The 13,267-nt window shown below is 69.5% G+C and carries 9 protein-coding genes; 3 read left to right on the top strand and 6 right to left on the bottom strand.

Features of this window, described 5'->3' with window-relative positions:
- Nucleotides 1–9 precede the first annotated feature (9 nt).
- Both AC01Y6_RS04190 and hslO read right to left on the bottom strand, forming a co-directional pair.
- Nucleotides 10–423 carry a universal stress protein gene (locus tag AC01Y6_RS04190; protein WP_476670364.1) on the bottom strand — a complete coding sequence of 138 codons (414 nt, stop codon included), beginning with the start codon at nt 421–423 and terminating at the stop codon, nt 10–12.
- 12 nt (nt 424–435) lie between these two features.
- Nucleotides 436–1,461, bottom strand: a complete 1,026-nt coding sequence (gene hslO / locus AC01Y6_RS04185) for an Hsp33 family molecular chaperone HslO (protein ID WP_428721865.1) — start codon at nt 1,459–1,461, stop codon at nt 436–438.
- 36 nt (nt 1,462–1,497) lie between these two features.
- Here hslO and cysS point away from each other — a divergent pair, with 36 nt between their 5' ends.
- Nucleotides 1,498–2,937 carry a cysteine--tRNA ligase gene (gene cysS, locus AC01Y6_RS04180; protein WP_476670362.1) on the top strand — a complete coding sequence of 480 codons (1,440 nt, stop codon included), beginning with the start codon at nt 1,498–1,500 and terminating at the stop codon, nt 2,935–2,937.
- Between the two features lie 70 nt (nt 2,938–3,007).
- Here cysS and AC01Y6_RS04175 read toward each other — a convergent pair whose 3' ends face one another.
- The 3 genes from AC01Y6_RS04175 to AC01Y6_RS04165 are packed head-to-tail and all read right to left on the bottom strand — an operon-like array spanning nt 3,008 to nt 8,248.
- The gene (locus tag AC01Y6_RS04175; RefSeq protein ID WP_476670361.1) at nt 3,008–4,741 is read right to left on the bottom strand and encodes an acyl-CoA dehydrogenase family protein; all 1,734 of its coding nucleotides are present in this window, start codon (nt 4,739–4,741) and stop codon (nt 3,008–3,010) included.
- Nucleotides 4,742–4,751: 10 nt separating this feature from the next.
- Nucleotides 4,752–5,945, bottom strand: coding sequence for a thiolase family protein (locus AC01Y6_RS04170; protein WP_428716352.1), 1,194 nt, complete (start codon nt 5,943–5,945; stop codon nt 4,752–4,754).
- 11 nt (nt 5,946–5,956) lie between these two features.
- Nucleotides 5,957–8,248: a 3-hydroxyacyl-CoA dehydrogenase/enoyl-CoA hydratase family protein gene (locus tag AC01Y6_RS04165; protein ID WP_476670359.1), complete on the bottom strand. Its 2,292-nt coding sequence runs from the start codon at nt 8,246–8,248 to the stop codon at nt 5,957–5,959.
- Between the two features lie 122 nt (nt 8,249–8,370).
- Here AC01Y6_RS04165 and AC01Y6_RS04160 point away from each other — a divergent pair, with 122 nt between their 5' ends.
- Both AC01Y6_RS04160 and AC01Y6_RS04155 read left to right on the top strand, forming a co-directional pair.
- Nucleotides 8,371–9,717, top strand: coding sequence for a hypothetical protein (locus AC01Y6_RS04160; RefSeq protein WP_476670357.1), 1,347 nt, complete (start codon nt 8,371–8,373; stop codon nt 9,715–9,717).
- A 12-nt stretch (nt 9,718–9,729) separates the two neighbouring features.
- Entirely contained in the window at nt 9,730–10,287 is a 558-nt protein-coding gene (locus AC01Y6_RS04155) for a hypothetical protein (RefSeq protein WP_476670356.1), read from the top strand.
- Here the strand turns inward: AC01Y6_RS04155 and mfd are convergent.
- Complete coding sequence (gene mfd, locus AC01Y6_RS04150) at nt 10,284–13,220, bottom strand: transcription-repair coupling factor (protein WP_476670355.1); 2,937 nt, start codon at nt 13,218–13,220, stop codon at nt 10,284–10,286. The two genes, AC01Y6_RS04155 and mfd, sit on opposite strands and share 4 nt — an antisense overlap.
- Nucleotides 13,221–13,267: the final 47 nt, after the last annotated feature.

Genomic DNA, 13,267 nt, shown 5'->3' with positions numbered 1-13,267 from the left:
CCTTCCTCCCTAGCGCACGAGGAGCACGGGACAGGGGGCCTCGGCCAACACCTTCTGGCTCTGGCTTCCCAGGAAGAGGCTCCCCACCGCCCCCAGGCCCCGGGTGCCCATGACGACGAGGTCGGCCTTTTCTCCCCGGGCGGCCTCGAGGATGGCCTCCGCCGGGCGGCCCTCCAGGAGGAGGGCGTTCTCCGGGGACACCCCGGTGAGGGCCACCGCCTCGGCCAGGACCTTCTCCGCCCGCTCCAGGCGGCGCTTCAGGGCCTCCTCAAAAAAGGGGTCCCCCAGGTAGTCGGGCACGGGCTCGTAGGCGTGGACCACAATAAGCCTCGCCCCGTGGGCCTCCGCCTCGGCCTTGGCCACCTCCGCCGCCCGCTTCGCGTGCTCCGAGCCGTCGTAGGCCAGGAGGATGGTCTTGAACATGGCCCAAGCTTATCAGGCCTGGGGCCGGACTTCCGAGGGGAACTCCACCTTGCGGCCGCAGCGGCAGGTGTCCCCCTCTATGCGGGCCAGGGTGCCGTCCGCCTTGGGGTAGAGCCAAAGCGCGCCGCAGTCGGGGCAGCGCACCTCGGCCACCAGGGAGCGCACCTCCTCGGGAGAGAAGCGGTAGACCTCCCCGCACCAGTGGCAGACCACCTCCGCGCCCCCGTCCTTCACGATCATCTCCTCCCTTTCCTCGGGGGTGAAGAAGACCAGGGCCTCCAGGGCCTTCTCCCGGCTGCAGCGGCAAAGGAAGCGGGCGGGGATCTCGTTCTGGGAATAGCCCAGGGCGCGAAGGTCGGTGCGCTCAAAGCCCAGGCCCGCAAGGAGGGCCTCCAGGGCCCCCTCCAGGCCCCGTTCCCGGAGGAGGGGGGTGAGGCCGGGGAGGGCCTTCAGGTTGGCCTCGAGGCGGCCCAAGACCTCCTCCTTGGCTCCCGGCATCACCTGCACGGCCACGCCCCCCGCCACCTCCACCTCCCCCTCCCCCTTGACCCGCACGCCGAGGAGCACGGCGGAAGGGATCTGCTCCGACTGGAAGAGGTAGTGGGCCAGGTCCTCGGCGATCTCCCCCGAGACCAGGGGCACGGCGCTGGTGTAGATCTCGCCATTCGGCAGGCTCCGGTCCACCCGCAAGGTTCCGGCCCCCACGAGCGTTCCCACGTCCAGCTTCCCGTCCTCCCGGAGGGGCACCTCGGCCCTGGGGTTTTTCACGTAGCCCCGCACGTGCCCGAAGGCGTCCGCCTCCACCACCATGCCCCCCAGGGGCCCCGCGCCCTCCACCCGCAAGGTGAGGCGCTCCTTGTGGGTCTTGAGGAGGAGCTGGGCGAGGAGGAGGGCCCCGGTCATGGCCCGGCCCAAAGCGGCGGTGGCCGTGGGGGAAAGGCCGTGGCGAAGCCTCGCCTCCTCCACCACGTCCGTGGTCTCGGCGGCCACCACCCGCAAGTCCCCTCCCCCGGCAAGGCCCCTAAGGATCCTTCCCATACCCCGCCATTATGCCACGGGCCTATAATCCCCCATATGGGCCTCGTGATCTACGACACCCTGCAAAGGCGCAAGGTGCCCTTTGAGCCGGCGGTCCCCGGCCACGCGGGGATCTACGTCTGCGGCCCCACGGTCTATTCCGACCCCCACCTCGGCCACGCCCGGGGGCCCATCGTCTACGACGTCCTCAGGCGGTACCTCCTCCACCAGGGCTACAAGGTCCGCTTCGTCTCCAACATCACCGACGTGGGCCACCTCACCGAGGACGAGGAGGGCGAGGACAAGATCCTGAAGCGGGCCAAGCTGGAGCGCCTCGAGCCCATGGAGGTGGCGGAGAAGTACACCTGGAGCTACTTTGACGCCCTCAAGGCCCTAAACGTCCTCAGGCCCTCCATCGCCCCCAGGGCCAGCGGCCACATCCCGGAGATGCTGGAGCTCACGGAAAGGCTCCTCGCCCTGGGCCACGCCTACGAGCGGAAAGGAAGCGTCTACTTCCGGGTGCGCTCCTTCCCCGAGTACGGCAAGCTCTCGGGGAAACGCCTGGAGGAGCTTCGGGCGGGAGCCCGGGTGGAGGTGCGGGAGGAGAAGGAGGACCCCTTGGACTTCGCCCTCTGGAAGGCCGCCGAGCCCGGGCACCTCATGCGCTGGAAAAGCCCCTGGGGGGAGGGCTACCCCGGCTGGCACATTGAGTGCACCGCCATGAGCCTCAAGTACCTGGGGGAGGGGTTTGACCTCCACGCCGGGGGGATAGACCTCCAGTTCCCCCACCACGAGTGCGAGATCGCCCAGGCGGAGGCGGCGGGCTTCCGCTTCGCCCGGCACTGGATGCACCACAACCACGTCCTCCTCCAAGGGGAGAAGATGGCCAAGAGCACGGGGAACCTCGTCCTCCTCCACGACCTCCTCAAGGCCCACGAGCCCATGGCGGTGCGCTTCTACCTCCTCCAGACCCACTACCGGAGCCCCATGGACTTCACCTGGGAAGGGCTGGAGGGCGCCAAAAAGGGGTATGGCCGCCTCCTCCACGCCTACCGGGAGGTGCGCGCGCGCAGGAAGGCCGCTCCCCCCGGCGCCACCCCCGAGCTGGAAAGGGCGCTGGACGCCCTGGAAAAGGCCTTCATGGAGGCCATAGAGGACGACCTCTCCACCCCCGAGGCCCTGGCCGCCCTCTTCGGCTTCCTCCCCGAGCTAAACCGCCTCCTCCCCGAGGCCAAGGCGGAAAGCCTGGCCCGGGCCGAGGCCCTCCTCCACACCCTGGGGGAGGGGATCCTCGGCCTCTTCCCTGAGAGGGTCCTGGAGGAAAAGGTCTCGGGACCCCTTTTGGAAGACCTCATCGCCCTCCTCCTGGAGCTCAGGGAAGAGGCGAGGCGGGCCAAGGACTACGCCAAGAGCGACCTCATCCGGGAGAGGCTAAGGGCCCTCGGCGTCATCGTGGAGGACACCAAGGAGGGCCCCAGGTGGCGTCTAGAGCACTAAAGAGCGCCCCGTGCGGGCTTTCCCCACACGGGGTCAGGCCTCCACCACGGCGAAGGCCGCGGTGGGGTCCCTAGCGCAAAATGGGGTAGCCCCCCGCCTCCAGCACCGCTTCCGCCGCCTGGCGGCGCAGGGCCACGAGGTCCAGGGGCTCCCTTTTGGTGAGCCTGCGGGCGGCGGAGTAGACCACCCGGGCCTCGTCCCCTTCCACGAGGCGGGGCAGGACGGAAAGCGCCCCCGCCTGGGCCCGGTCCAGGGCCTGGGCCAGGTAGATGCGGGCCAGAACCTCGGCGAGCCCGCCAAGCCGCCTGGCCCGGAGGAGGGCGCTCTCCGCGGCGTAGGCGTCAATGAGGATGTCGGCCACGGCCCCCAGCACCTCCTGCTCCTCCTCCACCCCCTGGCCGTACTTCTGCGCCGCGAGGCCCGCCACCATGAGGGCGAGCTTCTTGAGGTTCTGGACCTGGTGGAGCTCGAGGTCCTCGGGCTCCTCAAAGGCGGGCTCCAAAAGCTCCTTCTGGAGCCTCATGGCCGCCTGGAAGAGGGGAAGCTGCCCCTTCAGGGCCCGGCGGAGGAGCATGCCCGGGATGAGGAGGCGGTTGATCTCGTTGGTCCCCTCAAAGATGCGGTTGATGCGGGCGTCGCGGTAGGCCCTTTCAATGGGGTACTCCTGGGAGTAGCCGTAGCCCCCGTGGATCTGGACCCCCTCGTCCACGGCGTAGTCCAGGACCTCGGAGCCCAGCACCTTGATGATGCTGGCCTCCACGGCGTACTCCTCGATGCCCGCCATGACCGCCTCGGGCCCCTTCTTGCCGGAAAGGGCCTCGTCAATGAGGCCCACGGTGCGGTAGACGGCGCTCTCGGCGGCGTAGATGCGGCTCGCCATCTCGCCGAGCTTCTGCTGGATGAGGCCGAAGCGGCCGATGGGGCGGCCGAACTGCACCCTTTGGTTGGCGTACTGGGCGGAAAGCTCCAAGGCCCGCTTCGCCCCGCCCACGGCCCCCGCCCCCAGCTTGTAGCGGCCCACGTTGAGGACGTTGAAGGCGATCTTGTGCCCCTTGCCCACCTCCCCGAGGACGTTCTCCACGGGCACCTTCACGTCCTCCAGGATCACCTGGCGGGTGCTGGAGGCCTTGATGCCCATCTTCTTCTCCTCGGGGCCGAAGGAAAGCCCCGGGGTGCCCCGCTCCACCAGGAAGGCGGTGAAGTGCTCCCCGTCCACCTTGGCGAAGACGGTGAAGAGGTGGGCGAAGCCCGCGTTGGAGATCCACTGCTTGACCCCGTTCAGGACGTAGTGCTTGCCGTCTTCGGAGAGGGTGGCCCGGGTCTTGGCGGAAAGGGCGTCCGAGCCCGAGCCCGGCTCGGTGAGGCAGTAGGCGGCGATCCACTCCCCGCTCGCGAGCTTCGGGAGGTATTTGCGCTTCTGCTCCTCGGTGCCGAAGTAGACGAGGGGCAGGGTGCCGATGGAGGTATGCGCCCCGTAGGTGACGGAAAAGCCCCCGCTTCCCGAAAGCTCCTCCGCCACCACGGTGGAGATCACCTTGGGGAGGTCCAGACCCCCGTACTCCTCGGGGATCTCAATGGCGAGAAGCCCGAGCTCCCCCGCCTTCTTCATGAGGGGCACGTTGAGCTCCAGCTCCCCGTGCTCCATCCGCTCCAGGAGGGGAAGGACCTCCCGCTCCACGAAGGCGCGGGTGGTGCGGGCGATCTCCTTGACGCTCTCGTCAAAGTCCTCCGGGGTGTAGACCCGCTCCGGCACCTCAAGAAGCCAGCCGCCGCCTTTTTGCCAAAGCTTCTTTTCCTCGGTCATGCTCTCCTCCTTAGGCCGGGTACACCTCAAACACGCCCGCGGCGCCCATGCCGCCGCCGATGCACATGGTGACGAGGCCGTACCCCCCGCCCCGCCTCCTAAGCTCGGTGAGGAGCTGGGCGGTGAGCTTGGCCCCCGTGGCCCCCAGGGGGTGGCCCAGGGCGATGGCCCCGCCGTTCACGTTGGTTCGCTCCTCGGGCATCTCCAAGGCCCGCATCACCGCCAGGACCTGGGCGGCGAAGGCCTCGTTGAACTCAATGAGGGCGATCTGGTCCAGGGTGAGCCCGGCCCGCTTCAGGGCCTTGGGCACCGCCTTCACGGGGCCCACGCCCATGATGTCGGGCTCCACCCCGGCCACGGCGAAGCTCAGGAAGCGGGCGAGGGGCTTTAGGCCCAAGGCCTCCGCCTTCTCCCGGCTCATGACCACCACCGCCGCCGCCCCGTCGGAGTAGGGGCTCGCGTTGCCCGCCGTCACGGTGCCGTTCTTTTTAAAGGCGGGCCTCAGCTTGGAGAGGGCCTCGAGGCTGGTCTCCGGCCGCACGGTCTCGTCCCGGGTGAAGAGAACCTCCTCCACCCGCTTCCGGGTACCCTCGTAGGTCACCTTGGGCACCCGGATGGGGACCACCTCGCCGAAGCGCCCCTCGGCCCAGGCCTGGGCCGCCTTCTGGTGGCTCCTTAGGGCCCACCGGTCCTGGTCCTCGCGGCTTATGCCGAAGCGCTCCGCCACCCGTTCGGCGGTGAAGCCCATGCCGATGTAGGTGGAGTAGGTCTCGGGGCTCCACTCCGTGGGGGTGAGGTCGGGGTGGAGCCTCGTGTGGAAGCCCGACATGGGCACCTGGCTCATCATCTCCACGCCCCCCGCCAAGACGGCCTCGGCCATGCCCGTCATCACCGCCTGGGCGGCCATGGCGATGGTCTGGAGGCCGCTGGAGCAGAAGCGGTTGACCGTGGCCCCCGCCACCTCCACGGGAAAGCCCGCCCGGAGGAGGGCGAGCCGGGCGATGTTCAGCCCCTGGGCCGCCTCGGGCATGGCGCACCCCCAGAGCACGTCCTCAAGCTCCCTAGGGTCCAGGCCCGCCCGCTCCACCGCGGCCCGCATCACCTGGGCGGAGAGGTCCACGGGGTGGAGGGTGGCCAAGGCCCCGTCCTTCTTGCCCCGGGCCACGGGGCTCCGTACCGCGCTCACGATGACCGCATCCCGCATCTTTTCCCCCTTTAGTTCCTGAGAGGCTTCCCCGTCTTCAGGGTGTAGGCGATGCGCTCCTGGGTCTTCCGGGTGCCGAGGAGCTTCAAGAAGGCCTCCCGCTCCAGGTCCAGGAGGTCCCACTCGGAGACCTCCCGGGCCGGGCCCTCCCCGCCGGAGAGGACGTAGGCGATTTCCAGGCCGATCCGCATGTCGTGGTCCGTGATCTCCCCCGCCTCGCGGAAGGACCAGACGGCGTAGCGGAGGTTGCCCAGGGCCTCGCTCCCCAGGACCCGGATCCTCGGGGCGAGAGGCGGGCGGTAGTCGGGGGCGAGCTCCAGGACCCGCCTCTTGGCGTCGGCGATGAGGAAGTCCCGGTTCATGCTGATCCCGTCCCCGTCCCGGAGGAAGCCCATCTTCTGGGCCTCGAGGGCGCTCGTGGAGGTCCTCGCCATGGCGATGAGCCCGAAGGCCCGCTTCACCGCCTCAAAGGGGTCGGCCTCCTCGTAAGGGCTTAGCTCCTGGGTGAAGCGGAGGAGCATCTCCTTGGTGCCGCCTCCCGCAGGGAGAAGCCCCACCCCGGCCTCCACCAGGCCCATGTAGAGCTCGGCGTGGGCCTGGACCCGGTCGGCGTGCAGGGTGAACTCCGCCCCGCCCCCCAGGGTGAGCCCGAAGGGCGCCACCACCACGGGGAAGGGGCTATAGCGCAGGGACATGGAGGCCCTCTGGAACTGGCGCACCGCCAGGGCGAGCTCGTCCCAGTCCCCCTCCTGGGCCAGGGAGAGGATGAGGGCCAGGTTGGCCCCGGCGGAGAAGGCCCTCGGGTCCTCGTTGCCGATGACGAGGCCCACGTAGCCCTTCTCCTCCACGAACTCCAGGCTTTTCTGGAGCATCCGGATGACCCCTTCCCCGATGGCGTTCATCTTGGTGCGGAACTCCAAAAGGGCCACCCCGTCTCCGAGGTCTAAAAGGGCCGCCTCCTTGCCCTCCAAGAGGGTCTTCCCCTCGGACTTGAGGGCCTTTAAGGAGATGACCCCCTCCCGCTTGGGCAGGGGGCGGTAGGCGCCGTCAAAGCCCAGGTAGGTCCCGTCCTTGTAGAAGGCCCCCTGGGCCTTCCCAAGGAGGTCAGGGGCCTCTAGGCCGTGCTCGGCGAAGAGGGCCTCCACCCGGGCAAGCCCCACGGCGTCCATGTTCTTAAAGGGGCCTTCCTCCCAGCCGAAGCCCCACTCCAGGGCCTGGTCCACGGAGGCGAGGTCGTAGGCGATCCCGGGGGCCTTCTCCAGGGTGTAGTGGGCGGTCTTGGCGAAAAGCTCCCGGAGGAAGGCCCCGTACTTGCCGGGGAGGTCCAAAACCTTGGGAAAGCGCTCCCTCAAGGGGAGGTCGCGGAGGGCGCGAAGCTCGGGGAGGTCCAGCTTGGCCCGGGGCGCGTAGTCCAGGGTCCTGGGGTCCAGGGTGTAGATCTCCCCGTTCACCCGCTTGTAGAACCCCGCCCCCGCCTTCTCCCCCAGGCGGCCCTCCTCCACCAGCTTATGGACCCAGCCGGGAAGGGCGAAGTCCTCCCCCGTGGCCTGGGCGAGCTCCTCGGTCACGAGCTTCAGCACGTCCAGGCCCGTGAGGTCGGCGGTGCGGAAGGTGGCGGAGTTGGGGCGGCCGAGGAGGGGCCCGGTGAGGGCGTCCACCTCGTCAATGGTGAGGCCGTGCTTCTCCATGAGGCGCACCGCCTGGACCATGCCGTAGACCCCGAGGCGGTTGGCGATGAAGCCGGGGGCGTCCTTGGCGAGGACGGTGCCCTTGCCCAAAATGCGCTCCCCGAAGCGGCGGATCTCCTCCAGGACCTTGGGGTCGGTCTCGGGGGTGGGGATGAGCTCCAGGAGGTGGAGGTAGCGGGGCGGGTTGAAGAAGTGGGTGCCCAGGAAGCGCCGGCGGAAGGCCTCGGAGCGCCCCTCAAGGAGCACTTTCATGGGAATTCCGCTCGTGTTGGAGCTGACGATGGCCGTGGGCTTGAGGAGGGCCTCGAGGCGGGCGTAGAGGGCCCTTTTGGGCTCCGGCTTCTCCAGGATGGCCTCCACCACCCAGTCGCAGTCCTTGAGCTTCTCCAGGTGGTCCTCGGTGTTGCCGATCTCAATGTGCCGGGCCCGCTCGGGGTCCATGAAGGCCGCGGGCTTGGCCTTGAGCGCCCGCTCCAGGCCCCGCTTGGCGGGCTCGTTCCGGTCCTCCTTCCCGGGGATGTCCAAGAGCACCACCGGGACCCCGGCGCTGGCCACCAGGGCGGCGATCCCGCTACCCATGGTCCCCGCGCCCACCACGCCTACCTTCTTGATCATGGGCACCTCCTTATACTGAGTCAAAGTTTACGCCGCCAAGGGCCGCCTGTCAAAGGGGGGCGGCCTCGAGGCCCCCCAAAAGCTTGACCCGGGGAAAGAAACCTGGGTAGAATGAAAGCCGTATGAGGAGAACCCTTGTCCTTCTGGCTATGGGGCTTTCGGCCCTGGGGCTCGCCCAGGGGGTGCGGAGCCTGGGCATGGGGGGCGTCCTCCTGCCCGGGCCCTCCCAGGCCGGGGCCAACCCCGCCTACGCCGCCTTCCCGGGAAGTTGGGAGGAGGAGGGGTTCCAGGTTCCCGTGGGCCTCCTCCGGCTTCTCCCCTTTTTCCCGGAAACCAGCCCCTTCGCCTACTTCACCGACCCCCAGGCCTTCCGCACCCGGTTTGACCTCCTGAGCTTTTACGACCAGGCCGCCCACCTAGATAGCTTCCTCCTCAACCCGGCAAGAAGCCCCGACGAGGTGGTCTTCCGGGTGAGCGCCAATGGGGTCTCCATCACCGATGGCTCGGGCAAGCCCCTGGTTCCCTCCTTCCAGGTGGGGAGCGATCCGGGAAAGCCCCGGGCCCTCGTCCCGGACCCCCTTCTCCCCATCGCCCTGGAGCTTGGGCCCGGCACCTACCTGAGGCTTGGGACCTTCGCCGGGGCCCAGGGCCTGAGGGTGAGCCCAAGCCCCGCCCTGGCCCAGGCCCTGGCGAGCGGAAGCCTGGACCCCTGCAAGGGGAGCACCCCTTCCCCTTGCGCCCTCGAGGCCAGCGGCAGCTATAGCGCCGGGTTCAGCCTGGCCCTGGGCTTCGCCCTGCCCCTTGCCGAGGTGCCGGGCCTCGGCAAGGTCTACGTGGGGGCGAGGGGCGAAGGGTTTTACGGCCTGGCCTACGCCGAGGCCAGCGCCGAGGCCCGCCCCACCTTTGACCAAAACGGCAACGCGCAGGGGGCGGAGTACCGCTACCGCTACTTCCTGAGCTACGCCCCCTTCCTGGAGGGGGCCTTCGGCCAGGGGGCGGAAGGGCAGGGCTTTGGCCTCCGGGCCGACCTGGGCGTGGCGGTGGACGGGGGGGCGTGGGCCCTGGGGCTTGGGGCGAGGAACCTCCTCGGCTTCTCCCAGTGGGAGGGCCTCGAGGTGGCTTATGACGGCACGGCGGAGACCCGGACCCCCACCACCAAAAGGAGCGATCTCTCTGCCCCCGAGTTCCTCCTGAACGGGGCCTACCGCCTGCCCCTGGAGGTGGGTAGCCTCCTCCTCGCCGCCGACGCCCGCTTCGGCAGCACCGCCCCCGCCTTCCACCTGGGACTGGAGTACGGCCTGGGCCCCTGGGCCCTGCGGACGGGGGTGGGCCTGGAGGGGGGCTTTCGCTTCGGCCTGGGGGCGGGGGTGAACCTGGAGGCCCTGGCCCTGGACCTCGCCCTCACCACCCACGAGGCGCCCCTGGTGGGGGGCACGGTCTACGGCATCGCTCTCGCGGTGAGCTTTTAGAGGAGGTGGCCTGTGAAGCGCGCGCTCTTTCTCATGGGACTCGCCCTGGCCCTCGCGGCCTGTAGCGGCCACACGGTGCACCGGGTGGAGGTGGACCTCCTGAGCTTCGTTCCCGAGGGAAACCGCTCGGGGACCCTGAGCCTCATCCAGGCCGAGGTGCGCCTCCCCGACGACCCGGCGGGGCAGGAGATCCAGGTGCCGGGGGCCGAGGCCCTGGAGGACGGGCGGATCGCCCTCCAGGTGGGGCTTCAGAACACGGGCAACTCTGCCGCAGACCTCACCCTCGAGGTCCGGGCGGGGCCCCAGGGCGACACCGACCTCTACGACGACGCGGGAGGGGACTTCGCCGTGAAGACCGCCCCCCTCACCCTGAACCCCGGGGAGACGGCCACCCTGGACGGAAGCCTCGCCATAGGGCCCGGCGACCGCCTCTACAACCTCATCAAGACCGGGGCCTTCCGCCTCGGGGCCCGGGTCCGGGTGAATAGCGGGGACCAGGTCCAGTACACCCTCACCCAGGCCGAGGTGGTCCTGCGCCTTAGGCTTTTCAACCTGATCGCAAACCCCTAGCGGTCGGCGAAGAGGTAAAGGACCTCCAAGAGGGCCTCGGGGTAGTCCCGGGGCCTTAGGCCCTTTTTCTCCAGGCGAAAACCCGGCGGGTACTGGGTGAGCTCCGCCCGGTAAGGGAGGCTCTTGAGGCCCCGGGCGTCGTAGTCCAGGGGGTGGCGGGGGAAGACCACCTCCAGGTGGGTGAGGCTTTCGGTGATGGAGACCACCCCCTTCCTCTCCGCCACCAGGCGGAGCCGGGTGAGGTTCACGAAGTTCTCCGCCTCCTCGGGCAAGGGCCCGTAGCGCTCCTTTAGCTCCCGCACCAGGCGGGAAAGCTCGGCGAGGCTTTTCGCCTCGGCGAAGCGGCTGTAGTAGCGGCTACGGGCCTCGAGGCTCCCCACGTACTCCGCGGGCAGGCGGGCGGAGAGGGCGAGGTCCACCGTCACGTGCCTCCTCTCCTCCTTGACCTCCCCCTTGAGCCTGCGGATGGCCTCCTCCAGAAGCTCGGTGTAGACCTCGAGGGAAAGCGCCCGGATGTGCCCGTGCTGCTCGGGGCCGAGGAGGTTCCCCACGCCCCTTATCTCCATGTCCCGCTCCGCCAGGAGGTGGCCCGAGCCCAGGTCGGAGAGGTCGGCGATGGCGGCGAGGCGCTTCTCCGCGGCCTCGGTGAGGCGGGGCGGGTGGAAGAGGTAGGCGTAGGCCTCCTCCTCCCTGCGCCCCACCCGGCCCCGGAGCTGGTACAAGGTGGCGAGGCCCAGGCGGTCCGCCCGCTCTATCAGGATGGTGTTGGCCTCGGGGACGTCCAGGCCGGCCTCAATGATGGTGGTGGCGAGGAGAACGTCGTAGGCCCCCTCGGCGAAGAGGAGCATGGTCTCCTCTATGAGGCCCTCGGGCATCTGGCCGTGGACCACCCCGATGCGGGCCTCGGGGACGAGCCCTTCCAGAAAGCGCCGCCTGGCCTCCATGGAGGCCACCCGGTCGTGGACGTAGAAGACCTTGCCCCCCCGCTCCAGCTCAAAGAGGATGGCCTCCCGCACCAAGAGGGGGTCAAAGGGGGCGAGGAAGGTCCGGATGGGCTTTCTCCCGGGGGGCGGGGTCCTTATGCTGGAGAGGTCCTTCAGGCCCACGAGGGCGGAGTAGAGGGTGCGGGGAATGGGGGTGGCGGAGAGGTAGAGGGTGTCCACCTCCGCCTTGAGCTCCCGGATCCTCTCCTTCTGGGCCACGCCGAAGCGGTGCTCCTCGTCCACGATGAGGAGGCCGAGGTCCTTGAAGCGCACGTCCTCCTGGAGGAGGCGGTGGGTGCCGATGACGAGGTCCACCGTGCCCTCGGCGAGGCCCTTCAGGATGGCCTCCTCCTCCTTGGGCGGGGTGAAGCGGGAGAGGACGGCCACCCGCACGGGCAGGCCCTGGAAGCGCTCCTTGAAGGTCTTCCCGTGCTGCTCGGCGAGGAGGGTGGTGGGCACGAGAAAGGCCACCTGGGCGCCGTGCCCCACCACCCGGTGGGCGGCCCTCAGGGCCACCTCGGTCTTGCCGAAGCCCACGTCCCCCGAGACCAGGCGGTCCATGGGGTGGGGGGCCTCGAGGTCCCGGAGCACCTCCTCCAGGGCCCGCTTCTGGTCGGGGGTGAGCTCGTAGGGGAAGCCCTCCTCCACCAGGGGGTCCCACTCGGGAAGAGGAGGGAAGGCCCGGCCCGGGGTGGCCTTGCGCCTGGCCTGGAGGACGAGGAGGCGCCCCGCGAGCTCCTCCACGTCCTTCCGCGCCCGCTCCTTGGCCCGCTGCCACTCCCCCTTGCCCAGGGAGGAAAGCTCGGGCGGGTCGTCGGTGGTGCCGGGGTGGCGCTTAAGGAGAGGAAGCTGCTCCACGGGGAGGTAAAGCCTCCCTTCCCCCTTGTAGCGCAGGACCAGGTAGTCCCGCTTGACCCCCAAAACCTCCCGGGTCTCTAGGCCCAAGTACTGCCCGATGCCGTGCTCCGGGTGGATGAGGTAGTCCCCGGGGGAAAGGGCCCCGGGGTCGGAAAGCCCCTCCCCCGCCCGGACCCGCGCCCGCACCCCCCCGGTGGCGAAGACCAGGGCCTCGGTAAGGAGGACCCACTCCCCCCACTCCGCCCCGCCCTCAAAGTCCCCGGGGAGGAGGGCAAGCCGCCCCTTGGGCCCCGGGAAGCGGTCCAGGACCAGGGGGGAGAAGGCCTGGAGGCGCCTTTTGAGGTACTCCAGGGTGCGGGCGTGGCCCACGAAGAGGTGGACCCGCTTCCCCTCGGCGAGCCAGCGGGCGAGGTCCTTTTCCAGGGCCTTCAGGCTTCCCCGGTAAGGGGGGAGGGGCTTCGCCCCAAGCTCCAAGGGGGGAAGCTCCACCCCGCTTCCCAGGGCCACGAGGGGCCTTCCCGCGAGGAGGGGCCAGAGCTCTTTAGGGGCAAGGGCGGGGCTATCCAGGTAGACGGGCCCCGGGAAGTGGAGGACCTTCTTGGAGGGGAAGCCCTCCGCCTTCCCGGGCTTCGGCAGGAGGACGTGGCGCCGCCTTTCCTCCCCCCCAACGAGAAGCCTCTCCAGCTCGTCCCCGAAGAACTCCAGGCGCACCTCGCCGAGCTCCACCACCTCCCCCAGCACCCGGTAGTCCTCGTCCCGGGCGTAGCCCAGCTTGAGGAGCCTCTCCAGAAGGGCCTGCCTCGGGTAGCTCCGGCCCACCTCCAGGAGAAGCCGCCAGGCCTCGGGGTCCTCGGGAAAGGGGCTTAGGGCCTCCTCGTAGGAGAGGACGAAGAGGGCCTTCTCCTCCAGGGCCTCGAGGCCGGGGTTCACGTAGACCCGCGCCCCGAAGGCCGAGAGGTCCCGGTAGCGCCTAAGCCGCGCCTCGGGCGCGAGGAGGAGGGCCGGGGGCGCCTCCCGGGAGAAAAGCAGGGCCGCCACAACCTGCGGAAGCGCCAGGCGGTGGCCGTAGACGCTCTCTAGGGCGATTTCCATGCCGCCAAGGCCCCAAGGGGCCAAAGGCTATTCTAACCCAAGTTGCT

The sequence above is a fragment of the Thermus sp. genome, assembly GCF_056332225.1.
The sequence above is the reverse complement of the archived record's forward strand: the minus strand, read 5'-3'. Positions and strand labels throughout refer to the sequence as shown.